19 protein-coding genes and 3 tRNA genes are annotated in these 24,097 nt (G+C 47.0%); 12 read left to right on the top strand and 10 right to left on the bottom strand.

From position 1 onward, the window contains the following. Window positions 1-5 precede the first annotated feature (5 nt). Window positions 6-3,746: an autotransporter domain-containing protein gene (locus MJ595_RS04410; protein ID WP_263081298.1), complete on the top strand. Its 3,741-nt coding sequence runs from the start codon at window positions 6-8 to the stop codon at window positions 3,744-3,746. A gap of 213 nt (window positions 3,747-3,959) precedes the next feature. On the opposite strand, the gene MJ595_RS04405 is transcribed toward MJ595_RS04410, so the two are convergent. From MJ595_RS04405 to MJ595_RS04395, 3 genes are all read right to left on the bottom strand, one after another. Next, window positions 3,960-4,349: a S4 domain-containing protein gene (locus MJ595_RS04405; protein WP_263081297.1), complete on the bottom strand. Its 390-nt coding sequence runs from the start codon at window positions 4,347-4,349 to the stop codon at window positions 3,960-3,962. Beyond that, window positions 4,342-5,004, bottom strand: a complete 663-nt coding sequence (gene yrfG, locus MJ595_RS04400) for a GMP/IMP nucleotidase (protein WP_263081296.1) — start codon at window positions 5,002-5,004, stop codon at window positions 4,342-4,344. Before yrfG ends, MJ595_RS04405 begins: the two co-directional genes overlap by 8 nt. Before the next feature lie 88 nt (window positions 5,005-5,092). Then, window positions 5,093-6,487 (bottom strand): hypothetical protein, encoded by a 1,395-nt coding sequence (locus MJ595_RS04395; RefSeq protein WP_263081295.1) that lies wholly within the window; start codon window positions 6,485-6,487, stop codon window positions 5,093-5,095. Window positions 6,488-6,737: 250 nt separating this feature from the next. On the opposite strand from MJ595_RS04395, the gene nudE reads away from it, so the two are divergent. Next, complete coding sequence (gene nudE / locus MJ595_RS04390; RefSeq protein WP_263081294.1) at window positions 6,738-7,301, top strand: ADP compounds hydrolase NudE; 564 nt, start codon at window positions 6,738-6,740, stop codon at window positions 7,299-7,301. A 3-nt stretch (window positions 7,302-7,304) separates the two neighbouring features. Further along, a complete protein-coding gene (gene cysQ / locus MJ595_RS04385) occupies window positions 7,305-8,132 on the top strand; it encodes a 3'(2'),5'-bisphosphate nucleotidase CysQ (RefSeq protein ID WP_263081293.1) in 828 nt (275 codons plus the stop codon). A gap of 33 nt (window positions 8,133-8,165) precedes the next feature. Here the strand turns inward: cysQ and MJ595_RS04380 are convergent, their stop codons facing one another. After that, window positions 8,166-8,552 (bottom strand): hypothetical protein, encoded by a 387-nt coding sequence (locus MJ595_RS04380; protein ID WP_263081292.1) that lies wholly within the window; start codon window positions 8,550-8,552, stop codon window positions 8,166-8,168. Between the two features lie 137 nt (window positions 8,553-8,689). Between MJ595_RS04380 and MJ595_RS04375 the strand changes: the two genes are divergently transcribed. The 9 genes from MJ595_RS04375 (at window position 8,690) to MJ595_RS04335 (ending at window position 14,839) form a co-directional block, all read left to right on the top strand. Then, window positions 8,690-9,553 carry a sterol desaturase family protein gene (locus MJ595_RS04375; protein WP_263081291.1) on the top strand — a complete coding sequence of 288 codons (864 nt, stop codon included), beginning with the start codon at window positions 8,690-8,692 and terminating at the stop codon, window positions 9,551-9,553. A 199-nt stretch (window positions 9,554-9,752) separates the two neighbouring features. Next, a tRNA-Leu gene (locus MJ595_RS04370) sits at window positions 9,753-9,839 on the top strand. Window positions 9,840-9,908: 69 nt separating this feature from the next. Further along, window positions 9,909-9,995, top strand: a tRNA-Leu gene (locus tag MJ595_RS04365). Window positions 9,996-10,124: 129 nt separating this feature from the next. Continuing rightward, window positions 10,125-10,928, top strand: a complete 804-nt coding sequence (locus MJ595_RS04360; RefSeq protein WP_263081290.1) for a methyltransferase domain-containing protein — start codon at window positions 10,125-10,127, stop codon at window positions 10,926-10,928. Window positions 10,929-10,966: 38 nt separating this feature from the next. Beyond that, a complete protein-coding gene (locus MJ595_RS04355) occupies window positions 10,967-12,115 on the top strand; it encodes an IS4 family transposase (RefSeq protein ID WP_263079026.1) in 1,149 nt (382 codons plus the stop codon). Window positions 12,116-12,292: 177 nt separating this feature from the next. Further along, window positions 12,293-12,368, top strand: a tRNA-Thr gene (locus MJ595_RS04350). 337 nt (window positions 12,369-12,705) lie between these two features. After that, a complete protein-coding gene (locus MJ595_RS04345) occupies window positions 12,706-13,458 on the top strand; it encodes a hypothetical protein (protein WP_263081289.1) in 753 nt (250 codons plus the stop codon). Next, window positions 13,458-14,165 carry a nucleotidyl transferase AbiEii/AbiGii toxin family protein gene (locus tag MJ595_RS04340; RefSeq protein ID WP_263081288.1) on the top strand — a complete coding sequence of 236 codons (708 nt, stop codon included), beginning with the start codon at window positions 13,458-13,460 and terminating at the stop codon, window positions 14,163-14,165. The genes MJ595_RS04345 and MJ595_RS04340 overlap by 1 nt, the downstream gene beginning before the upstream one ends. Continuing rightward, window positions 14,162-14,839 carry a hypothetical protein gene (locus MJ595_RS04335; RefSeq protein WP_263081287.1) on the top strand — a complete coding sequence of 226 codons (678 nt, stop codon included), beginning with the start codon at window positions 14,162-14,164 and terminating at the stop codon, window positions 14,837-14,839. Before MJ595_RS04340 ends, MJ595_RS04335 begins: the two co-directional genes overlap by 4 nt. Before the next feature lie 199 nt (window positions 14,840-15,038). Here MJ595_RS04335 and MJ595_RS04330 read toward each other — a convergent pair whose 3' ends face one another. The 6 genes from MJ595_RS04330 to MJ595_RS04305 form a co-directional block, all read right to left on the bottom strand. After that, window positions 15,039-16,811: a restriction endonuclease subunit S gene (locus MJ595_RS04330; RefSeq protein ID WP_263081286.1), complete on the bottom strand. Its 1,773-nt coding sequence runs from the start codon at window positions 16,809-16,811 to the stop codon at window positions 15,039-15,041. A 62-nt stretch (window positions 16,812-16,873) separates the two neighbouring features. Beyond that, a complete protein-coding gene (locus tag MJ595_RS04325; RefSeq protein ID WP_263081285.1) occupies window positions 16,874-18,334 on the bottom strand; it encodes a type I restriction-modification system subunit M in 1,461 nt (486 codons plus the stop codon). A gap of 103 nt (window positions 18,335-18,437) precedes the next feature. After that, a complete protein-coding gene (locus MJ595_RS04320) occupies window positions 18,438-20,849 on the bottom strand; it encodes a DEAD/DEAH box helicase family protein (protein ID WP_263081284.1) in 2,412 nt (803 codons plus the stop codon). A 94-nt stretch (window positions 20,850-20,943) separates the two neighbouring features. Beyond that, a complete protein-coding gene (locus MJ595_RS04315; protein WP_263081283.1) occupies window positions 20,944-21,186 on the bottom strand; it encodes a hypothetical protein in 243 nt (80 codons plus the stop codon). 367 nt (window positions 21,187-21,553) lie between these two features. Then, a complete protein-coding gene (locus MJ595_RS04310; protein ID WP_263081282.1) occupies window positions 21,554-23,113 on the bottom strand; it encodes a YfjI family protein in 1,560 nt (519 codons plus the stop codon). Further along, window positions 23,100-24,089 (bottom strand): toprim domain-containing protein, encoded by a 990-nt coding sequence (locus MJ595_RS04305; protein ID WP_263081281.1) that lies wholly within the window; start codon window positions 24,087-24,089, stop codon window positions 23,100-23,102. The genes MJ595_RS04310 and MJ595_RS04305 overlap by 14 nt, the downstream gene beginning before the upstream one ends. Window positions 24,090-24,097: the final 8 nt, after the last annotated feature.

Raw genomic sequence — 24,097 nt, 5'->3', positions numbered from 1 at the left:
GGAACGTGCAAAAATTAACAGAGCTAAAAAAGAGCACCATTGCCATCGTTGTTGCTGCACTCTCAGCAACACCGGCCTATAGTGCTGACTGGGTGGTTACACATCCGTGGATTTTTACCAATCCCGATCAGGTTCAGCTGGCTGATGAACTGGTTGAAAGTGATGGCGATCCGGTGCTGGGTGCCGATGGCAGGCCACTGATTATTTTATATAAACCAAAAATTGATTCGGTGGCCGCTGAAAATGGTAATAAATTGATTTTGAAAACCAATATATTTTCATTTACCTCCGATCCCGCCATAAAAGTGACCGACGGGGCTTTAGATGGCATTACCATTGATGATAAATCAGTCTGGTCATGGAAGGGACCCGGTTCATTAAAGGATCCGAATAGAGCGGCTATTCATGTGGGTGAAGCAGGAAGCCTGACAGGAGAGATTCTTAATTCAGGTAATATTAAAGGTGGTATTTATATTACCAGCACGGCAATGTCTTCTAATTCCATTTATGAGGCTGCGGGTGGTTCTGATGTGTTGGGGCTGGAAAAAGCAACCCTTGAAGACGGAATTTCAGTGATTAATGGCGGCATTGCTGAAGCGGCCAATGACCATGCCATTAAAATAACCAATGATGCCTATGTGGATTTTGTGACGGTGGGTGAAAGCAGCCGGTTGACTGCAAAGGGAGCAGGCCGAAGTGCTATTTATGTGGGGGCTGGTGGTCAATTAGGAGGGAGTTTTAGTTTTACCCATGGCATTGATACTTTAAGAACCCTGGCTGGAAACGAAATCAAACCAGAGTCTCAGGAAAATGTTATTCCAGATTATTCGCCACATTTACCAATTGACTCTACTGGTTATCCAAGGGCGGGTGATGCTGATGACCTGGCTTCAGGACAAAATCCCAATAATTTTCTCACTGTAGATTTTGATAATGACGATAATGAAGATAACCATGACGGTGATTATATTGACAATAATAGCAATGGTGAGTTTGATGAAGGTGATGAGATTAAGCCGGATCTCTACAAAATAGTGGAATACAGCCTGCCAACCAATATTTCCGGTTCAGTCACTCACGAAGAAACCGATACGGTGATTCTGGCAGAGGGAACAATAGAGTCGGAATTATTCTCAGCCATTAATATCGAAGGGACGTTGGCAGGAAAGGTTCATATTGAAGATCGTGGAACCCTTTCAGGTGCAGGAGGTGGTGGTAAAGATAAAGGGGCTATCTGGAACCACGGCACCCATACCGGCTCCATTGTTAATGAAGGCAGTGTAACCGGCGGCATTTTTGTTTCAGGTACGCAAACCACAAGTTCTACTAATGGCGAAGCGGCTTACCGGGCCATGGGAACCAATAGTGACAAGGCAACCCTGACAGGTTCTTATAGCGTGGTAGAAGGAGGCTCGGTCACAGCAGCAGGCAACCATGCGGTTTATCTGGACAGGTATAGCAGCCTGGATTTTATTGAAGTGGATGGAACCGATAGCTTGCTTAAGGCAACAGGCAGCGATAATGCGGCGCTCTATATTGAAGAAGATGCTGAACTGGGTGGTGCCAATGCAGGAAGGGCTGATACTGACTCTGCGGTGATTGTTGATAACTCCGGTATGATGGAAAGTACTTCCGGTCCGGCAATCCAGACCAAAGGCAGGTTACTGGGTCATATCCTTGTGGATAATGGCACTATTAAGACCACTGGCACCACACAGGATGCCATTCATATTGCCAGCACCGGTCATTTAGGGGTTTCAAGCCTGATTGGGGCAAACGATCCAAAAGCCCTTGTGGTTACCAATGGCGGAACGGTTTCAGGCACTCGCTACGGTGTTAATGTGGAAGGGGATGTTTACGGTAAAATCCATGTGGATGGTGGCACAGTCATTTCTTCAGCAGCCAGTAACAGTACTATTTATATTGCTGCCGCTGGCGAAGTGAATTCCGGTACTGGAGCGGATGTCATTCTTATTGAGAACGGGGGCAAAATTGAAAGTACCAATGATTCTGCCATAGAGGTGGTGGGAAGCCTGTCAGGAAGGATTCGTGTCAATAACGGTTCATTAACCGCGAATGCATCAGCGGATGCCATTGATTTTTTACTGGCCAATAACCCGCTCCACTTTATTCAGGAAGGCAGCTCCGCTTCTACGACGGGGGCTATCCGGGGTTCTGTCCATAACGATGACAAAGTGGCGATATTGGGAGGTACGTTTAACGGCCAGACCATTACAGATGTTGAAGATCTGACCATTAGTACTAATGCCAGTGTCACTTTAACCGGTGACTTTACAATACCGAAGGAAACAACGCTTCAGATAGAAGAAGGATTTGATCCAGCCGACCCGATCATTAGTGTGAAAAATTTAAACGCGGATGACAGTAAATTGTATATTACTGCCGCAACCCTTGGAGCCTATACGGAGTTAGCGGCTAACGGTTCAACAACTGTCATTGTTGCCAATCGCACAGCAGATGGCACTATTCAAAATAACATTGAGAATGATATTTCAACCGGCATTAAAGGCCATACGGAAGGCCATGTGTCAGCGGCAGGAAGACTTTTACAGGTGGACTCAGTGGCGGTTAATGGCACTAAGCTTGAGGTGACTGTTTCGGCATTGGATGCTTCAGCCTTTGCCCATAAGCTGCTTGAAGACAGCCTTACTGAAACCGAAAGCTCTTTGGTGGGCGGTGGTGCTTCCATTATTACCACAGGACAGGTGGCCGACAGTGAAAAGGCGGAAGCCCTGTTTTCCTCCTTAAGTTCCACCAATGATTATAAACAGCTGGCCTCCCAGGTTGCCCAACCGTTGGATATCACCACCCGGGCCGGACTGGGTGTAATGACTACCACCCAGAACATCACCCTAAAGAAAGGGGAGGGTGCGGTTAATGGTTTCAGCTTTGGTGATGGCTTTAATGGCGGCGAGTTGTGGGGACAGGTGATCTACAGCAAAAGTGATCAGGCGACAATGGCTGACACGGCGGGTTATAAAGGAAAAACCAACGGCTATATTCTAGGAGCCGGTTGGAACTTCACTGAGTCATGGCGTGTGGGTGTGTCAGGTGCCTGGACCAAAACCACTCTTAATAATGACCAGGGCCGGGACGCTAAAATCAACAGCTATATTGGCAGCCTGTACAGCAACTGGAGCCGGGAAGGTTGGCGTTTTGACTCACTGTTGACCCTGGGCCTGAGCAAAAATGACACACAAAAATATATTGGCTCAAGGCAGGTGGAAGCAGACTACGATAGTACCCTTTGGGGGTTAAGGCTGGTGGCTGGACACACCTTCAACCTGGGACAGTGGGATATGATGCCACAGGTCGAGTTAAACTACGGTGGTGTCGGATTTGATAAGCAAACCTATACCGAAACAGGCAATAGTGGCTGGGAACAAAAGATTAAGGCAAGCGACTACGAAGTGATGGAGCTAGGCGGGGGACTGGTGATTAATCCTTCCAGGGGACTGTTCAATAATGCTGTCCGCCCCGAGTTGAGTGTAATGGGCTATTACGACCTTAAAAGCACCGGCAGCCAGTTCGAGTCCACCTACCTGGCCGGCGGTGATCCCTTTGTTGTGGCTGAGACAGAAAGAGACCGCTTCCGCCTACAGAGTGCCCTTGGCCTGACCATGGATATTATGGCAAGCTGGACACTGAACGCCGCCTATAACCTTAACTGGAGTGATCACTACCAGGCTCATAGTTTCTCAGCTAAAGCCCGGTATGAGTTTTGATTAAATGGGGAATGGTGAATGGGGAATAGGGAATGGGGAATAGGGAATAGGGAATAGGGAATGGTGAATAGAAGGTCATTATTTTTTCTGAGTTGCTATATCAGTTTTGACTGAGTGGTTATTTGCACTTTTGTAGGAGCAGTTAGTACACTGTTCCCATTCCCCATTCCCCATTCCCCATTCCCCATTCCCCATTCCCCATTCCCGTAAGAATTAGTGAGGCTTCAATTCCCTCAACTTTCTTCGCTCTTTTTTATCTGGCCGATGATCGGGCCTTGGTGTTGCCCCACGCAGGGCTTTCCGTTCCAGAGCCGATTTTTCCCGCAGAGCAATACTTTCTTCCGTTTCAAGGTATAACTGCTGTGCCAGCTCTGCTTTCTGGCGCTTATCAGACAGTGTCTGAACAACCACGGTTCTTTCGTCCCAGCCTGCCCGTAAGCGAATGGTATCTCCCACCTTAGGCTCTTTACCGGGCTTACAGCGACTGCCATTGAGGTGTACTTTACCGCCATCGATGGCTTCCTTGGCAATGCTGCGGGTTTTGTAAAACCGGGCAGCCCATAGCCATTTGTCCAGCCTGATTTTTTCGGATGTTTTATTCATGGGGTTTGATCAACAAGTCTCGATAGTCTTCAACCGCATTATAGCTTCCGGTATCCCATGCGGATTTTTGGCTGTCCGGATAGCGTATGGCCAGCAGGTTGGCGATACCAAAAGTTTTAGCCGCATCAAGGATATTGACACCATCATCAATAAACAATGCCCTGGATTTATTCAGGCCGATCTCTTCCTCCAGCCTGCACCAGAATAACTGGTTTTCCTTGGGGTAACCATAATCATGAGAGCTGATAAGCCGGTCAAAATAGTGGGCCATGGATAGGCGCTCCAGCTTTAATGACAGGCTGTCCCGGTGGGCATTGGTGATCATTATCACCTCTTTTCCGGCATCTTTAATGGACTGGAGGAATGTATCTGCATAGGGGCGGAAAGAGATCAGGTGGGCGATTTCCTGTTTCATGGCCACAATATCCAGGTCAAGTTCCTTACGCCAGTAATCCAGGCAGTACCATTGTAATTTACCGTGGGTCTGGGCAAACCTGGGGTCTAGTTCTGCTTTTGACTGCTCAAGGGATATGCCGTGTTTCTCTGCGTATTTTAGCGGGACATATTCCTGCCAGAAGTAGTTGTCAAAATGGAGGTCAAGCAGCGTCCCGTCCATATCAAGCAGAACGGTATCTATGGAATTCCAGTTAATCATTGCTTATGAGCGTCACTGAGTAGTAGAACCCCTGCCGTACTTTAACGGCAGGGGGAGTAGGTAGCACACCATTGTATCATAGCAGTGGTTAATGCCTGACTTTCTGAAAACGCGCCATTTCGTGGGGATCATTACCGGCATGGGGTTGTACGTCGTTTACCACTGACCGGTTAACCAGCCATTTCAGCATATTGGCTTTGTATCCAGAGAAACCGGCGGTATACCTTTCGATATTTTTTTGCAGAAACCGCAGAATACCCGCTTCTTGATTTTTTAACCAGAACCGCACATGTTCCAATGTAATCCGGTCATCTTGTAAGACTTTGATCACTATGTTTTGTAGTTGCCTATCCAGGGTCAGTACATGCTTTTGTGCAGGTGTGGCTTTTACCGGTTTTTTGATTGAAACAGGCCTTGAGTATCCCTGTACAATGCCTTTGGAAAGCAGTGGCCCGTTTTTGTGGAGCAACAGGGCTGGCCATACCTGATAGTCAACAGTGGAGCCTGAGGACGTATATATTCTGTAATAGTTCTTATCTACAGCTGCTCCCTTATGGGCTTCAGGCATCAGTACCACAGCCGGTCTGAGTTTTTTTGCCCGAACCATGATAGTGCAGGCCTGCCTCAAGTAAGCCTCCAGATGTTTGCCAGAATGTTTATTATCAGGATGCTGTCTGTGCATATTTAGCACATGGTTAACATTTGCTGCTTCTGACTGACTTCTGCTATCCGAGTCCATATGCAGTGCAGCCAGCTTTTCCAGGCTATAAAGGCTGCGCATTAATAGGTCTATGCCAGCCTTCTCGGAATAGCCAGCCTTCTCCAGCTCCTCATAAGCGTCTGTCCACTCATCGTCATAAAGGGATGATAATTGCTCAGCCAGCTTTGTGGGTCTGTTGGGGTCACTCAGGTCTGCAATATTGGGGTTTTGATCGGTTAATCGTTTACCGGCTATACGGGATAACTCATCGCGGGCATCATCGATAAGATTGACCAGCTCTCTTTGGGTGCTGATGCCATTAAATCTTTCGATTAATTTATCAGCCCCCTCTGTATCCATCGGCCTGATCCTGTCTACCATGTCCTTAAATTTACTATATAACGATGGGTTGATATTAACTAAATAAGGGTTATTGGCTTTGACAGGTATTTTTCTTTTAGCTGTTTCATTAACGGCCTTTCCATGACTTTGAGTGGCATTCGTCTTTAATACAGGATCATTTTTTTTGTGCATCAGAGGTGGTTTGTCCATAGAGTCAAGCTGTATTTTAGACTTGGTTATATTGAATTGACTAAGAGTCTTTGTGGCTAACTTTTTAGCAGCGGGAGGCAGTTTGTTAAACGTGTTATAAATTTCAATCTTGCTGCCATTGCAAATAACAGAATATCCATCATTGGTTTGAATGGCTTTTGTGCTCTCGTTTATCTTGTAAGCGCCTGATTGTAGGAGCCTTTGTATTTGATTAAAGTTATTGATGTTCATTTTGCTCTCCTTGCCACTATTAGTGTTAATTCCAAATTATTTACGGTGATAGTATGTCCCAATGGAATTAACAGCTTGCATAGGAGATTAGACAGAATAATTTGCCGGTGAGTTATAACAAGGGTGTTGGTATAGATAACAAAGAACTGTCAGGCGTTTTTAAACCAGCGGATGGCAGTATCTTATTAGCCTGGATGGTTGTCTCTCTATACAATGACTCTACTGTTTTTTCAGACAAAGGCAGGGAATTATGAAAAAACCTGAAATTCTTGGTTGCCGGGAGCTGGTTAAAACCCGGCTGTTCCGGGTAGAAGAACTAACACTTAAATTCTCCAATGGTGCAGAAAGAACCTATGAGCGGCTGGGGCGTTTTGGGGGCGGGCATAAAGCAGTCATGGTTGTTCCGTTAGTAGATAACAATCGTTTTCTGATGATTCGTGAGTATGCAGCTGGCACCGAGGATTATCAGCTGACTCTGCCAAAAGGTTTGGTGGAAGCCGGGGAAACCCTGATAGAAGGTGCTAACCGTGAACTGAAAGAAGAAATTGGTCACGGGGCTACACAGTGGCATGAACTGACTCAATTTACCCTGTCTCCCAACTATATGTGCAGTTCAATTCATGTGGTTGTAGCCCGCGGGCTTTATGAAGAAAAGCTGGAAGGTGATGAGCCAGAGCCGCTTATTGTTGAAGAGCACTCATTTGATCAATTACTGGAACTTAATGAACGGCCTGATTTCTCTGAGGGGCGTGCTTTGGCGGCGCTTTATCTGGTGAGGGATCAGCTTCAGCAAGGTCTACTCTTTCAGGACTGACAGATGATAAACGAAAAACTTATAGCTCAACTTAAAGAAATTGCGTATCAGGCCGGGCAAGCCATCTTGCAGGTTTATGGGCAGGATGACGTGGGTATTCAGACCAAAGATGACAAAACGCCCGTCACCCAGGCTGACCTCAAGGCTAATGCAGTGATTGAAAGAGGGTTGAATTCACTGGAATTTGATTTCCCCATTCTGTCAGAGGAGTCTGCCCATACGCCTTACCAGGAGCGCAAAAACTGGCAGCACTATTGGCTGGTGGACCCACTGGATGGCACAAAGGAGTTTATTAACCGTAATGGTCAGTTCACCGTTAATATAGCGTTAATGGACAGGCATTACCCTGTATTTGGTATTGTCCATACACCTGTGACACAGGTCAGTTATTGGGGCGGAGCCAGCTGTGGAGCCTATCGACAGAGAGGGGATGAAGCGGCTGAGCAAATCTCCACAAGGAGTCTGGCTGCCACTGGTGACATCATTGCCCTGGGTAGCCGGAGCTATGGGAATAGTCAGTCCGATCAGTTTATCGAGAAGCTGAAACAACGCTATCCCTCCATTCAATTTGAGCGTGTCGGCAGTTCTTTAAAGGGGTGTCGCATTGCAGAGGGTAATGCGGATATCTATCCACGACTGGGGCCTACTTCCGAGTGGGATACGGCAGCGGTTCAGGCCGTTGTTGAAGGGGCTGGCGGCCTGATGCTCAACCCCGATGGTGAGCGATTTAAATATAACTTTAAGGAAAGCCTGAAGAACAGCCATTTTATGATTCTTGGTGACAAGGCAGTGGAGTGGCAGCAATTCTGGAATAAAGCCCATTTGTCATAGCTAATGGAGACTCAGGGATGACTTAATATATCATCAAAAAACATAATGTATTTTTTCCACATCCACATGCGGGGGCTTATCCGGAACTTTAATCACTTCGCCGTGGATGACCGTTGGATAATTAAATAACAAGCCTTTGTTGGGGATTTCATCGGCTTCAACGCGGATATGGATTTCTTTGCCGTGCTCATCTTCAAATACAAAGGTTCCGCATTTTGCCTTGCCCGTTAATTTGCCATTGATATGCACTTTATCCTTATGGTCACTGTTTGACATGACTTCATGGATTTTACGTTGTTCATAGTCAGCATCTTTATGTGACTGGAGCATTGTTTTAGCTTCATCCTGAGTATTTTTGCTCCAGCAGTTAGCAACTAAAAAAAGAGAGCAGGTTGTAAAGGCCAGCAGCGTTGGTTTCATTTTTTCCCGGTTTTTTAATGACCTTTATTGTTTTCGGCACCATCGCAGCGGCCATGAATTATAAACGATTGCCAATACTCGCCACTCTTTTGTATGCTGCTGACAGCATAACACTATAAAAATGATAGGGGATTAAAGTGGACTTTGACGTTGGCTTGTTACTGTTACTACTGACACCCGTTTACTTTATAACTATTGCTGCCGAGCTTTACTGGCTTCGAAAACACCCGGGAAAATACACCAGTGCCCACTATAGCTGGCGGGATTTTTTTTCCAATGCCTCTTTGGGCATTTTTTACCAGGCCAGTGAAAAGCTGACTGGAGTATTTGTTCTGGCTATTTATTACAGCCTGTTTGATTTTCGTTTATTTGATATTCCTGCTACCGCCTGGAGCCTGGCTTTACTGTTCTTGCTACAGGATTTTCTTTATTACTGGTTCCATCGGGCCAGTCATAATATCCGCTGGATGTGGGCTTCCCATGTGGCCCATCATTCTTCCCAGCGTTTGAATTTCTCCACGGCCTTTCGCCAGAGCCTGACTTACCCGATTTCCGGGATGTGGCTATTCTGGGTACCTTTGGTGATGCTGGGTTTTCCACCGGAAACTGTGGTGATGGTGGTATTGTTAAACCTGTTTTATCAATTCTTTATCCACAGTCAGCTGGTTCCCAAACTGGGCTGGTTTGAATGGGCATTTAATACACCAAGACATCACCGGGTGCACCATGCCCATAACGCGGATTATATTGATAAAAACTTTGGTGGCATTCTGATTATCTGGGACAGGTTGTTTGGCACCTTTGTAGAAGAAAAGGAAACAGAAGCCTGCCGGTATGGCATTCCCCGTCAGGTTAACACTTACAACCCTGTTACCCTAACCTTTCATGAGTGGCGAGATATGTTCAGGGATGCCTTTGCACCGGGTAAAACCTTAGGGCAAAGATTTCGCCACTTGTTTGGTTATCCTGATTGGCAACCTGACACACCCGGGAAACAGTAAAAAATCCCGGAGGCAAATTATCCAACTGCCCTTGATGACAGTGTCAGGTGTGTGTCATTTATCCTGCTTTGCAAAAGAGGCAACGATTCAGACCCGCTTTCTGCCACAGATCAGTACAAGCCGAAGCGCTTAAGGTGTTGACACATTTGTTCGCTGTATCTATTATGCGCGGCATCTTGAGTTGTTCAGCAACATCAAGGCCCAGGTGGCGGAATTGGTAGACGCGCTAGCTTCAGGTGCTAGTGTCCGAAAGGGCGTGGAAGTTCGAGTCTTCTCCTGGGCACCAAAATTCAATGTTATGGCTTCATAAGCGATAACAGCAAAGAAACTTACTGTTTCTTGATACAAGTTGTTTGCCCAGGTGGCGGAATTGGTAGACGCGCTAGCTTCAGGTGCTAGTGTCAGAAATGGCGTGGAAGTTCGAGTCTTCTCCTGGGCACCAATTCACAAAAAAACCGGATCATTGATCCGGTTTTTTTGTTTTCCTTCCTTTTGTTTCTTATGGACTATCCTTTCAAGTTTACCTCAGCCCAGTGGCTGTCGTTGTAACTGGTATAGAGATAGAACGATTATGAAACCGTTAAGAATAAGTCTTATTGTTCCGTTTTCTCTGATGGTTTGTACCGGCTCTTATGCGAGTGACACCTCTGAACCAAATGAATGGCAGGGGGATCAGTACCACAGTAACTCCAAATCCCAGACTATTGATGCCAGATCGCTGATTCAGTCGCTTCCCACAGGCAGTATAAAAACAATTATTGATTTGGGGTGTGGCCCGGGAAATAGCATGCAAGTGTTGAGAGAGCATTATCCTGAGGCTCATATCACAGGTGTTGACCCGGAATCGACCATGATCAGAAAGGCACGGCAATTATTTGCCAATGATCATCAAGTGACTTTGCTTCAGGACAGTGCGTTCTCATTTCATTCGGGGCAGCCGGCAGACCTTTTGTTTGCTGGCTATCTAATGCACTGGATACCAAGGAGTGAAATGCTTCTGGCTTTGGAAAATATCGGGCGGAACCTGAAACAATACGGCAAGCTGGCGTTAATCATGTCTCCCACCAAGGAGCGCCTGCCTTTTCAGGATGCGCTGAATAAGCTTGTTATCCAACACCCTTACGCTAAAGAGTTAAAGGATTTCAGGCAGACCCAGACTTTCTATGAAGTGGATGAGTACAGGAGGTTTCTTGAGCAGGCGGGTTTTTTTGTAGAGAACATTGGTTATCATTACAACGTAAAGCGTTATCAGGACAGGAATGAACTACGCCTCTGGATTCAGCAGTGGCTTCCTTATTCCAAACATCTGGCTAGAAAATCAATGGATTTGCGTGACCGCTTTATGAAAAGGCTGGTAGAGGAATTTACTCTGTAGGGGACAATTCTGAGGTAAACGTTGATCTATGAGGGAGAATGAGCTGCTTTCAATCAGTATTCTGCAAGTCCTTTACCTCAAGCAGTTTACTTTTTGTGCAGCATACTCATTCTCTGGAAAAACAGCTTAAAGCTTCTTTTAACTGGCATCAATCCCGTATTAACCTTATGGCTCTCGCCATCTTTGGCCTTATACAGGTTGGCACGGTCAGTTTGTCCCGTATAGCTCAAACGATGGGGCACCACACTGAAATAGACTCCAGACGTAAGCGCCTCAAACGTTTCCTGATGTGGAAAGGCTTCGAGCTGGATTGTGTGGCACGAATGGTTGTTGACTGGATGGTGCCTGAAGGCAACTGGATTGTGTGCCTGGATCGCTCCAACTGGCAGTTTGGAAAGTTCAAAATCAATATCATGATGGTGGCAATTGCTTATAAAGGCACTGCCATTCCTATTGTCTGGACGCTCCTTCCCAAAAAGGGCATGTCCAGCATGGAGGAACGAATCACGCTGCTGAAGCGTTTTATCAACTTACTGGGTACAGAGCGTATACAGTATTTAACCGCAGACCGTGAGTTTCGGGGTGAAAAATGGTTAAAGTGGCTGATAGCGCAGAAAATTCCTTTCCGTATCCGCATTCCAAACGACACCCGCACAATGAACCGCCATCGAACGGAAAAATTGAAAGCGTATCGATTTTTCAGTCTGAAAGTGGGAGAAAGCATGCATCTGAATCATGCACGGGAACTCTGGGGTGTTCGTGTATTTCTTTCCTGTTATCGCTCAGAGCAGGAACGCGTCATCATTATCAGCAATGAAGCAGGTCAGGAGGCGCTGGGTGACTACATGAGGCGATGGGAAATTGAGACACTATTCCAAGCTTTAAAGGGTAGAGGTTTCGATCTGGAGAGTACACACCTGTCAGACAGAGAGCGTATTGAGCGCCTGCTGGGAATTGTAACCCTTGCCTATTGTTGGGCTTACTGCACAGGAGAATGGCGTGCTGAAATTAAGCCCATCAAAAGGCTAAAACATGGACGCCTTGCCAATAGTATTTTTCGATATGGACTGGAGTGGCTGGCAAGCCTTCTGTTTGACCGTACTTCATCCAGTACAGAATTAATGTTTCATATTGAGATGTTTGGCCAGCCTGTAAGGCCAGCCACTCATTGCGACAGTAAGAGTTAGGGATAATTGTCCCCTACAGAGAGGAATTTATTAAAGAATCCGGTCAACAGCATCATAAAGAACTTTGGTGGGGGGAATATGTCCTGACGGTGGTAGCCCATAAGAAATAACAGGGCAGTAGGTTTGGATTTTTTGTTGACAAGAGACCTTCGTATACATATTATTCGTTCCGTCTTCGCCGGTATAGCTCAGCTGGTAGAGCAACTGACTTGTAATCAGTGGGTCCCGAGTTCGACTCTTGGTGCCGGCACCATATACGATAAAGCCCGTAGCGTTAGTAAACACTACGGGCTTTTTTGTGTCTGCGATTTGCGCCTGGTATTGCGCCTAGTTTCATTTACGACATCTTCAGTCTTATACCAGATTTCCCGAAAAAGCTTCCGCCTCAGTGATAAAATATAAAAGCGACTTTATGTGCTTTTAGTGAATACATCCGAAAAGAAACTGTACCTGTTTTAATCATCAAAGCCCTTATGTCATAGCAGCAATGAATCAGGTTTTCACTTGTACGGAACTTTATGATCAGGAACTGATCATTAGCTGAATTAAAAAATAATTTATTTGACATAAAAATGTTGGAATGAGCTAAAATGTTTGCTGTTCGCGAACAAAAGATGGTATGGAGCGCCAATATGCTAAAACCTCAAGACCTATTGGTAACCCTTAAAGTTCTTAGATACGAAAAAAGCATCCAGGATCAAGGAGTTATTGCTAAAGATATGCTCGGAAAGGCTTGGGTGCACCCCAAAGATGACATTGAAAAAATCAGCCTGTATGACCGGGAAAAAGATGAAATTATCGTATCTGATGAAATAGATGACTTTGATCAGGCTGATTTGGCTGTCATTGATGAGTTTCTTTCCCAAAATGAAAACGAACAGGTCACATGGACTTATCGGAAACTTGCCAGCCAGCTATTTATGTCACTTAGCGAAGCTAATCAGTCGGCTAAAAGAGCAATAGCAGCAGGCCTGCTCATCAGCAAAGGGCGTCGAGGCGTAAGAGTGAATCGCCGCGCTCTAGTCAATTTCATCCAGCATGGTGTCGGCATCTCTTTTTTCACAGAGAGAGGCCAGATTGTTCGCGGCATTCCAACGGCCTATGCCGCTCCAGTATTTAATCAGGTTTTTGCCAGCTCATCAGACTACCCACCTGTCTGGCCTTGTGCCAGAGGAACAATGAAAGGCGTTGCTATATCGCCTCTTTTCAAGTCAGTATCGAAAGCCGTAATGATAGATAGCTGGCTATACCAACAACTGGCACTGGTAGACATCTACCGAATAGGTTCTGCCCGAGAAAAAGAGGAAGCACTTCCTTTCCTGAATGAATTAAAAGGTGAATAATGACCGAACATGAAATGCTGCTACTGGGTATTGCCGATGCTTTAGGCTCTGAACTTTTAGAAGAAGTCGCTTTTGTTGGTGGTGCTACAGTATCACTGCACCTGGATAACGCCCAGCCTATGGATATCCGAAGCACTAAAGATGTGGACTTTATCGTATCTGTTACCAGTTATGGCGATTTTCAAAGGTTGGCAACACAGCTAAAAGAGCGTGGTTTTAAAGAAGACAGTCAGCCTGAAGATGATTCAATATCACCTATCTGTCGTTTTGTATGCAATGGTGTGATTGTTGATGTTATGCCGGATGAAGAAAAAATATTAGGCTTCTCAAATCCGTGGTTTCAGACTGGAAGAGAGCAGGCCATTCCATATACATTACCCGGTCATATCACTATTCGAGTTGTTCCTGCTCCCTATCTGCTGGCAACCAAGCTCGCTGCCTACTTCAGTCGGGGTACTGATATTCTGGAAAGCAAGGATGCAGAAGATATTGTGATTCTGGTGAATGGTCGTGATGCACTGGTGGATGAAATCTTGTCTGGGCCGGAAGATCTTAGAGACTATGTGCGCGGTGAAATGCATAAATTCATCAGTGACTCTAGCTTTGATTATCTTTTAGACAGTGCACTGAATGGAGAGGAAGCCGAGCGGTATGACATGATCGAAGAGCGCTTCTTTAAGCTAGCAGGCAGGGAGTTGAACGATTGACTCCAAAGATACTGACCAGTCAGGCAGGTGGCGTAGAGTCGCTAAATGCAGACCATGTTGAACATTGGCCTATTGAAAAGGGGCATATTTACCTAATTTGTGATGGCATTAACCATACGGAGCACACGGCCACTACTGTTAAGACATTCTGCACAATGCTAAAGGCTACTGACTGGAGCCATTCGGAATCGCCTGAGACTCAGCTTACCCGCAATATTCTCTCGGCAATGAGATCGCTCTCTACGAATGATCAGGGAACAGCATTTTGTTTGAGCATGGTGTTATTAACCCGCGACTACATGGTAATCGGTCATTGCGGAGACTGTCGGGCAGGGCTATTAACCAACAAAGGAGTTGAGTGGCTTACCGAGGATGATGTTCCTTTTCTATCCATGTATCAGCAAGGAAAGCTTACACAAGAGCAATATAATCAATCACGACACCTCCTGACCTGCAAACTGAAAACCGGCCAACACAATCAGGGACAGTTAAAAACAAAAGTACTACCGATTCCATCTCAACCAGTCATTTTATGCACTGATGGGTTCTGGTCTGAATGCGAACACCTGCTGACAGGTCATGCTGATAGTTGTCTGCAAATTATTCACCAGCAAATTCCTTTATTGACAGCGGAAGCTCAGGATAACTTCAGTGTCATCGTTGTTGAAAATTGACCGTAGTGAGCTCCCTGCTTACCTTCTGTCCCTGTTCATTCTGGGCGGAGTCAAAGGATGCTGGCATCACGCTTTTGAGATAGGTCGTGCCAGTCACCCTTCGACGTTGCTCAGGGTGAACGGACATTATAGGTATCAAATGCTTTCAGACAGTGTACCCAACCATTTTTCTGCTGTTATTCATACAGTGGGTTGTATGTCATGCTAATGCTGTGGCGACCATGGCATCGGTTAGGTGGATGCGGGTTTGTTGCTGTTGTTGGAGGTGGACTTTTATCTGATCGCAGAGGCGCATAAGTTGGTTGACCTTTTCGACTATACGTTGTTGTTCAGCCAAGGGGGGAATGGGAATTATGGTATTAGCAACTTTTCCGACATTCAGGTTTGGCTGAGCTCCTCCGGCTGCATTACTTCTTAGCTCTTCATATGCTTTACGGAAAAACAATTTCACATAGTTTTTATGTTGCTCTGAACTATCGAATAGGCGAATAGCCGCACATGCTTGATTAGTTCCTGCTTCTGTAAGAAGCTCTGTTATCTGTCCCCGTGTCTTGCCTTGCCCATACATTGCAACGATAAGTGTGCCAACTGGATAAATAGTTACATTAGTTTCTTTAATGGCTAATTTGGACACTTTTTCTTTTGTGTCTCTAACAAATAGTTCAGCCGTTTCGCCGCTGGTGACCCAATTAATCTCTTTGGGCTCCCAGTATTGAGGCTGGCTTCTGGAGGGGGTTGCTCCAGTACCGACAATACTGAATGTACCTATGCGCTCTGCCTCCCACCCTTCCGGCAGTTCAAACGGCTTTTCATCCTCCGTAATCGGTGGCAATGCTTTCTGCTTTTTAATCTTTTTCTCTTTGATCAACTGCGCTTTTTCAGCAGCGATGCGTTCCAGCAGTTGGCTGGCAGGTTCATCATTGGGGTCTTGGGGGACTAGCTTGCCCATAACGGCCAGTTGCAGGATGGTTTGTTTAAGCTGGTCGATGCTTTCTTCGGTGGTGAACAGGGTGGTGAAGTGTTCGGCGATGCGCTGCCAGTTCTGTTCCAGCTCTTCAGCATTGGCGCTGTTGGTCAGGGTCGATAACAGGTTTTCGACCAGTGTGGCATGGGCCGACAGGTTGGCTTCGGTTTGCTGCTCGATCTGGTCGCAGAGGGTCATCAGCTCATCAACTTTGGCGACGATGCGGTGTTGTTCTGCAAGTGGTGGAACAGCAATTAATAATGGGTTTAGCTTTTCTAAAGAAATATTTGCTATGTTCGTTGTTTGGCTTGCGCTACCAATCAGTGTCTTCCTGACGTGTGGTGTTCTTAATATTGTCATCAGATAATTGGCACTTATCTGATAAGGTCTGATAACACTTAAAAAGCCACCAAAGCTTGCGGTTGTAGTTGGTATTTGGAGTGTGAAAGAGACTTTACCAACCAGCTCTTTGCTATTTGCCATAGACATAACAATATCGCCAACTTCAAGATACTGCTCAGAGCGTTTGACGAACTTTTTATCAACGAAAATTAAGTCATTCCAATCTATTTGTTCTTGAATATTCGCAGTTCTTAAACAGGCGATTCTACCGTTTGAAGGCTCGTGGCTTTTCTCGCTAGCTGGAAATGTGATGCCACGGATTATAGAGACAAAATTTCCTAGCCTTTCCCATTGCCACCCTTCTGGCAGCTCAAATGGCTTCTCATCCTCCCCAATCTCCAGCAGCTTTTTCGGCTTTTTAATCTTCTTCTCTTTTACCAGCCTACCCCGCTCTTCAGCAATCCGCTCCAGCAGCACAGACGCAGGTTCATCATCCGTGTTTTGAGGCACCAGCTTACCCCGTACGGCCAGTTCCAGAATCAGTTCCCGGAGTTTTTTGATGCCATAGAGGTCAATCTTTTTGCTGCTGCCGCGCCCTGTGGCGTTGCGTTTCTGTACGGTACGCGCCAGGGTGGACAGGTTCTCGGTAATTTGTGTGTTGATCATCAGCGTATTCTCCGCTTATACCCAATAAAGTGAACGACTAAGGAATCCTCGGTAGTTGTTCTTTAAAGTTTGCGGATTAAGGCATCGGCCAGGGTGGTTTTTAGCTGCCCCAGCAGATTATCCAGATCTTGCTGCTGCTGGTGGTACTCGGCTAACAGCTCGTCAGGGTCATGGCTGACCACTTCACCGATATGGGGGTTTTTGATATCCAGGTTAAAGTTGCGACCGATAATATCGCTGATACTGACTTTCCATGCCTGTTCGTTTTCAACCCGAGCGCTAAAACCATCAGTCTCATCACCCCACCAGTCCATTTCCTGCTGGAACTCTTCATACTTCATGGGCTTGGTTTTGCTGTAGTTCTTCACGCCTTCAGGGTAAGGGTGCTCATAGAACCAGATCTCTTTGGTGGGTTGGCCTTTGGTAAAGAACAGGATATTGGTTTTAATGCCGGTGTAAGGGTTAAACACGCCATTGGGCAGGCGAATGATGGTGTGCAGGTTACATTCTTCGGTAAGCAGCTTTTTGATTTTGGTCTTAACACCTTCACCAAACAGAGTGCCATCGGGCAGCACCACGGCGGCACGGCCTTTGTTTGCCAGAACTTCGATAATCAGTTGCAGAAATAAATCAGCGGTTTCACGGGTTTGCAGTTCTGCCGGGAAGTTCTTCTCAATACCATCTTCTTCTGTGCCACCAAATGGCGGGTTGGTAACGATCACATCTATCTGCTCATCCCAACTGGATAGCGGTTTATTGAGGGTGTTGCCGTGTTTGATCTGTACCGGGACTTCAATACCGTGCAGCAGCATATTGGTGGTGCAAAGCAGGTGGGGGAGCTGCTTTTTCTCAACCCCGTGAATCTGTTGTTGCAGGGTTTGGTGGTCGGTGGCGGTTTTTACCTGTTTTTTCAGGTGGTCCACTGAGCAGGCCAGAAAACCACCGGTACCACAGGCCGGGTCCATCACACTTTCGCCCAGTTGTGGGTTGATGCGGTTGACCATAAACCGGGTGACAGCACGAGGGGTATAGAATTCACCGGCATTACCGGCGCTTTGCAGGTCGCGCAGAATCTGTTCGTAAATATCACCGAACAGGTGTCGCTCTTTGGAGTCGGTAAAGTCGATCTCGTTCAGCTTGTTGATCACCTGACGCAACAGGGTGCCATTTTTCATATAGTTGAAGGCATCGCTGAAGGCTTCTTTCACTACAAAGCCCCGTGGGTTTTTATCCACAGGTGCAAGCAGCGTTTTCAAATCCGGGAATAAATCGTTATTGATAAAACCCAGCAGGTCATCGCCCGTCATACCCTGCTTGTCTGCGGCCCAGTTACGCCACAGGTATTCATCGGGAATGGGTGCCCGGTAATCATCCAGTTCAAACTCCAGTTCTTCTTCCTGGGCATCGAACACTTTCAGAAACAGTAACCAGGAGAGTTGCCCCAGACGCTGGGCATCACCATCGACACCGGCATCTTTACGCATGATGTCCTGAATGGATTTAATAACGGAACTGATGGACATAATTTTCTCTTAAAAAAAGCGGTTTTAACCACAAAAATCACGAAGCACAAAGACAGGTATTACAGGCTTTGTGTTCTTCGTGGACTTTGTGGTTCCAATAAAGTCAGGCGGAACGGTAAATTTCAGCTTCCAGCTCGCTGATGGCCTGTTCGTAGTTGGCCGGTTTGCCAAAGCCTTTTTTTACAATCTCAATGGGGCGACCCAGGGTGGTAAAGGGGGCAACCTTTAGAACATTTTTATTCTCGATTTCCTGCACACCGGCATCGGCATACTTATCCAGCAGAGAGTTAAGCACAGTCTGGGCGGTATCTGAATATTGGGTGAAGTAGTTGCGCTTCTTCACATTCTCTGCCCGCTCTTTGCGGGTAAGGGGTGGCTGGTCGTAGACCACATGGCAGATCAGGTCAAAGGGGTCTAGGTCTTTGCCTATTTCATCGGCCAGCATTTCCCAGAAAATGCCTTCCCGCTCCAGTTCATCAATAACGGCCTGCTTGCGTTCAGCGGACTGCCATTTTTTAACAAAGTCATCCAGAGAGGCGAACTGTTTGGCCATGGTTTTGCGGGTGTAGTCCTTGAAGGATTCCGTTACCAGTTTGCCATCCGTATCGTAGTACTGAACACGCTCGGCCACCTTTTTCACCATGACACCGTTGACGTGGAACTTTGTGACTTTGTTTTCATCCTTAAAGTCATCGGTGCTGGTGTCTGCTGAGCTGTCTGTGCTGCCGGTATTATAGTCACCGGCTGGCTCGTTGACGGTGTGATCTGTTTCCTGTTTGGTGGGGTCGTTGAGTATATCGTCCAGATCCGAGTCATTATTGTTAATGGTTTCGGGGCTGGTGTTAATGACTTTTTCGGGGACACCATCAAAGCGCTCATCCGCAAAGAGTTCGGTGGCTTTTTTAAAGTCCAGTATCGTGAACCAGAGCTTGTTATAACGCTCATCAATCCGGGTGCCCCGGCCAATGATCTGTTTGAACTTGGTCATGGACTGTATGGACTGGTCCAACACCACCAGTTTGCAGGTTTTGGCATCGACTCCGGTGGTCATTAGCTCAGACGTGGTGGCTATGACGGGGTAGGCTTTCTTGGGATTAATAAAGTTATCCAGTTGTGCCTTGCCCAGTTCATCATCCCCGGTGATTTTCATCACATACTTATCGTTTTTGGCTACCTGATCTGGATTGAAATTAATCAGTGCCCGACGCATCCGCTCTGCATGGTCAATGTCATTACAGAAGACAATGGTCTTGGCCATGGGGTCAGTGCGCTTCAGGTAGCTGGTGATGGTTTCAGCTACCAATTGTGTGCGCTCATCGATCACCAGCGTGCGGTCAAAGTCTTTCTGGTTATAGATTCGGTCATCAATAACCTCACCTTTTTTATCCACCTGCCCTTTGGTGGGACGCCAGCCCTGTAAATCCACATCAATATCAACCCGTACAACTTTGTAAGGGGCGAGGAAGCCGTCTTCGATGCCTTCTTTCAGGGAATAGGTATAGACCGGATCACCAAAGTAATTGCTGTTGGAGACTTCATCGGTTTCTTTTGGGGTAGCGGTCAGACCGATTTGGGTGGCACTGCTGAAGTACTCCAGAATTTCTCGCCATGCGCTGTCTTCTGCGGCACTGCCCCGGTGGCATTCGTCGATAACGATTAAGTCAAAGAAGTTGGGGTCAACCTGTTTGTAGGCTTTCTGGTGTTCTTCCGGCCCAGTCAGTGCTTGATAAAGTGCCAGGTGAATCTCGTAGGCCGGGTCAACCTTTCGGCCAGTGATTTTAGTCATGGCTGTGCCAAAGGGCTGGAAGTCGTTAATACGGGTCTGGTCTACCAGTACGTTGCGGTCTGCCAGGAACAGCACCCGCTTTTTGCTCTTGGCTTTCCATAACCGCCAGATAATCTGAAAGGCGGTGTAGGTTTTACCAGTGCCGGTGGCCATGACCAGTAGTACGCGATCCTGACCTTTGGAGATGGCTTCGATGGTTTTGTTAATCGCCTGAAGTTGATAGTAGCGGGGCGACTTACCGCTGCCATCGTCGTAGTAGTCCTGGGTGATAACCGGTAGTTGTTGTTCGGTGTACCCTTTCCACTGGCAGAGTTTGATCCAGAGTTGTTCGGGTGAGGGAAAATCTTCAAGACCGATTTCTGTTTCCAGCGATGCAGGGTTGGTTTTGTCATGGAAGATAAAACCATCACCATTGGAAGCGAAGGCAAAAGGAATATCCAGCAGGCGGGCATAATCGAGGCTCTGCTGCATGCCTTTGCCAATTTCATGTTTGTTGGCTTTTGCCTCCACCACGGCTAACGGCAGGCCGGGTTTCTGGTAAAGTACAATATCTGCTGACTTGACCTTTTTACGTGCTGCCGCCTGACCCCGAACCACCACCTTACCGTCCCGAAGTTTGACCTCTTGACGGATCTGGGTCATGTCGTCCCAGCCCGCCTTTTTGATAGTCGGTAAAATGAATTTACTGATAATATCCGCTTCTGTGAGCTTGGATTTGTCGATGGTCATGCCTGCACGTCCCGGTCACTGCATTTTCTTCATTTTACCCACAACAGTGGCATGGATACATCGGTATCCCTACCTTTAAAACGACAACCACCTATTATTTTTTCTGGCTATTTTTATAGATTGGGTGGTTTTCATCAGCCCTGATCAGTGGCTCAAAAGGCTTCCACTTTTTACTCCTGTGTTTTTTGTATTCTCCCTCTATGATCAGGCAGTGTTCTGGATGGTTAGTTAGTCGGGTAATCCTGATTCTGGAGGGGTGCAGGCTCAGGTGATGTGCTACTAACAGAATAATGAATTCCTGTGTTTTTCTGAACGCTTCTTCTGCATTGATAAGCATGATGTCTTCCCTGAAAATTTCAAAAACCACTGGCTAGGGGCTGTTGATGTTTTATCGCGAGCTCAGTGGTTCGTAAAGCGGCCTTACGCAAGGCGAACTGGTGCAGCGCGTAGTTATTCTACGTCAAGCCAGTTTAACGCAGTCGGAAGGCCGCTTTACGAGCCACCCGGAGGGCCAAAGCCAGCGCTTCCGTGCCGTCGTTGCAGCAGCTTGAAAGGCATGAGCATTCCTGCGCTGCTACGCCTAGCCACGAAAACGCTGGCTTTGGCTGAGCACGCGATAAAACATCAACAGCCCCTAGGTCTCAGTAAAAACCAGTAAAAAGTGGATGGACTGTGTTTTTACTGGTTTCTGCTGGTATCAACGGTTACGTTTTTTCCGTTTCCTTGTCCGCCAAACAGGCAGGGTTGGTATGATAGGTAATAGAGGGACGACCGTTACCTTGGCTGATTTTTTTGACGATATAGCCATGAACTTCAAGCCAGTGCAGGGCCTGCTCCCTCTCCTTTACATCCAGCAGGCCCACCCAGCGCTTCCGCTCAAGGTCTGCCATTTTGAAAGAGGCTGGTAGTTTGTTTAACCTGTCAGCCAGAATGCGTGCACTGGCCATTGGATCGTTAACCAGGCCATAAACTCTTCTGGCATGTGTTTCCAAAACATCACACCACCGTACTGCTAATTCAGCCGATTGCTTGCTGATGTTTCCTGAAATACCGTGCTGGATAACGTGGAAGATCATCGCTAATGCTGGCATTAGTGCCGGGTATTTACTCAGGTGACTTTCCATATGAAGGTCGATGTTGCTGTTGTTAATACGGGCCATCAGCTCGCAATACCAGTGGTTGAACACTTCCTGCCCTTGCTCATCAAACCGGAGTGCTGTCCGGCTGTTTTCATCTTCTTCAAAAGGAATTTCACTGAGCCGGTTGAAGACTTTTTCTGCCTGCTCCTTACAGGCTTTATCCGGTTTTCGGTCGGTATGCCGGAATGTCGGTTTGTCGGGGTAAACCAGAAGCTGAAATCGCTCAACAAGTCCATCATCACCAGAGCCATCATGTTGGCTCATGAGCAAAGGTAACAACCGCCCAGGCTGAATACCGCCTAGCAGGGATACCGTGTTTGATGGTATGAAAACGTCATCCCTCGTAATCCGGTCATAACTGAACGAGCCGTCGCCATTGAAAGCCTCAAGCCAGAAAGACCTGTCTTGCTGACGGTCATGACGGTTAAGCCCGGATATCCAGCCTGACAGTTCATCGCGAAGCAATAGCAGGCCCTGGGGGTTTTCAGATAAAAGAATCCCCAGCTTTTCAATGGTGGCATCGTTGACGATATAGCGCTGACATACGGGTTTTTCAGGATCTGAGCTGTCATCCAGTAACAGGGCTTCTGCTTCTTCAACCTTACCCGAGCTGATCAGCTTCATTGCTTTCTTCTCTGCCTCTTTCATTGCCATCTGGGTTATTTTTTCTTGGGCCTGATAGCGTTTCAGAGTTTCTTTTTGCTCTGTTCTAGCCTCTACTTCAAGCCGAGCTAGCGGTTTGGTTACTGCCTTAATTACCGGAGTTTTCTTCTGACTTGGCCTGCCTATGCAGCACCCCCACAAGTTGGGGATAATCGTCCAGTCATCAAACTGTTTGGGCTGGACGCCGGCCTTACGCCCGATCAGGCTGGCCAGAGAAACCATTGATGCAATGGCAGCATAGTCGAAGGGGGCGTTATCCATTCGCTCTACAAGATCAGTGAGCCAGCCCCGTAGTTCATTGGGTAACATGTCGGGTGTGATTGGCTCAACAGGCAACAGGTTCGTTGTCAGTAATCTCAGTTCTGGCCACTCAATAGTAGGCTGGCTGGATACTTTCTGGAGTTCCTCAGAAGTATCGTCGGGGTTAATAACTGTGACCTGTTGTGTATCACAGAGCGCCATAGTTCTGCCCTCCATTGGCAAGGTAGAAGTCTGAAAAGTCAGTTCCCTGAGGGCAGGAGGCCATGGCTGGTGGCAGCATTACTGTGGCACCAATGATTTCTGCCGCTTTTAAGGCGGAAGTGAGCCCAAGGTTAGTAGGGAGGTGGGCGTCATTGTCTGCTGCAATGATGAATCGGCTATCCGGGTTTTGATCTCGGGCAATACAAGCCACAGCCTCAAGATTTCCCTTTCCCATTGCGGAATAGACTCTGACAGCACCGTTTTCCATCAGGTAAAGGCTTGCCCCTGTCGCCCAGCCTTCACAGATATAAACCGTCCAGGCGGGGGAGCCAAAGCGGTGGTAAACGGCTTTACGCTGCCCATGTTTGAGACCAAATTTTTTCCCCTTACCGGTAATGAACTCAATATTCACCAGCTTGTGGTGGTGTGTATAGAGACCCACCATTAGGAGTTCACCCTTCTGGAGTGATCCCAGTGGTGGAAGTTCTTTTCGCATCAGGTAGGGATGATGAGATGTTGCTGGAGAGCCAATAGCCATTTTTTCAGCGGCATCTATTGCGGCAAGCTTCTGTAACTTTTGCTGCTTTTCAGCCTCTACTTCTGATCTGCGCTGTCTTTCCTGTTGCCGCATTTGGCCTTGCGCTTTATGCATGGTGATCTTGGTTGGGGTGTAGAATGGCTTTTGTTCGATTCCCAGTACCTCGGCAACCTTTTTAACAGCGCTGCTGAAATCGCATTCCTGAATTTTCATGATCAGGTTAAAGCCATCACCAGAACCGCATTGGCGGCAAATGTAGTTGCCATCCTCAATGCGCATGAATGAGTATCTGTCGTGTCCACCGCAGTGAGGACAGGGAATGTTGTTGGCCTTTGGGTTAACTTCTTTTTCTGACAGGTGGCAGGCAGACTGTAATATGTCATCCCAGTGTCCGGCAGCCGCCTGTTTTACCTGTTCGGTAAATAGAGTGGTTTTCATTAAACTGA

This window comes from Endozoicomonas sp. Mp262 (genome assembly GCF_025643335.1).
Taxonomy (GTDB): domain Bacteria; phylum Pseudomonadota; class Gammaproteobacteria; order Pseudomonadales; family Endozoicomonadaceae; genus Endonucleibacter.
This window is presented reverse-complemented; position numbering and strand designations above follow the sequence as displayed.

What these genes read in the sequence shown, in the direction of transcription:
- MJ595_RS04405 (WP_263081297.1), bottom strand. Translation starts at nt 4,349, where the DNA reads ATGAATAAAACATCCGAAAAAATCAGGCTGGACAAATGGCTATGGGCT.
- yrfG (WP_263081296.1), bottom strand. Translation starts at nt 5,004, where the DNA reads ATGATTAACTGGAATTCCATAGATACCGTTCTGCTTGATATGGACGGG.
- MJ595_RS04395 (WP_263081295.1), bottom strand. Translation starts at nt 6,487, where the DNA reads ATGAACATCAATAACTTTAATCAAATACAAAGGCTCCTACAATCAGGC.
- nudE (WP_263081294.1), top strand. Translation starts at nt 6,738, where the DNA reads ATGAAAAAACCTGAAATTCTTGGTTGCCGGGAGCTGGTTAAAACCCGG.
- cysQ (WP_263081293.1), top strand. Translation starts at nt 7,305, where the DNA reads ATGATAAACGAAAAACTTATAGCTCAACTTAAAGAAATTGCGTATCAG.
- MJ595_RS04380 (WP_263081292.1), bottom strand. Translation starts at nt 8,552, where the DNA reads ATGAAACCAACGCTGCTGGCCTTTACAACCTGCTCTCTTTTTTTAGTT.
- MJ595_RS04360 (WP_263081290.1), top strand. Translation starts at nt 10,125, where the DNA reads ATGAAACCGTTAAGAATAAGTCTTATTGTTCCGTTTTCTCTGATGGTT.
- MJ595_RS04355 (WP_263079026.1), top strand. Translation starts at nt 10,967, where the DNA reads ATGAGCTGCTTTCAATCAGTATTCTGCAAGTCCTTTACCTCAAGCAGT.
- MJ595_RS04345 (WP_263081289.1), top strand. Translation starts at nt 12,706, where the DNA reads ATGTTTGCTGTTCGCGAACAAAAGATGGTATGGAGCGCCAATATGCTA.
- MJ595_RS04340 (WP_263081288.1), top strand. Translation starts at nt 13,458, where the DNA reads ATGACCGAACATGAAATGCTGCTACTGGGTATTGCCGATGCTTTAGGC.
- MJ595_RS04330 (WP_263081286.1), bottom strand. Translation starts at nt 16,811, where the DNA reads ATGATCAACACACAAATTACCGAGAACCTGTCCACCCTGGCGCGTACC.
- MJ595_RS04325 (WP_263081285.1), bottom strand. Translation starts at nt 18,334, where the DNA reads ATGTCCATCAGTTCCGTTATTAAATCCATTCAGGACATCATGCGTAAA.
- MJ595_RS04320 (WP_263081284.1), bottom strand. Translation starts at nt 20,849, where the DNA reads ATGACCATCGACAAATCCAAGCTCACAGAAGCGGATATTATCAGTAAA.
- MJ595_RS04315 (WP_263081283.1), bottom strand. Translation starts at nt 21,186, where the DNA reads ATGCTTATCAATGCAGAAGAAGCGTTCAGAAAAACACAGGAATTCATT.
- MJ595_RS04310 (WP_263081282.1), bottom strand. Translation starts at nt 23,113, where the DNA reads ATGGCGCTCTGTGATACACAACAGGTCACAGTTATTAACCCCGACGAT.
- MJ595_RS04305 (WP_263081281.1), bottom strand. Translation starts at nt 24,089, where the DNA reads ATGAAAACCACTCTATTTACCGAACAGGTAAAACAGGCGGCTGCCGGA.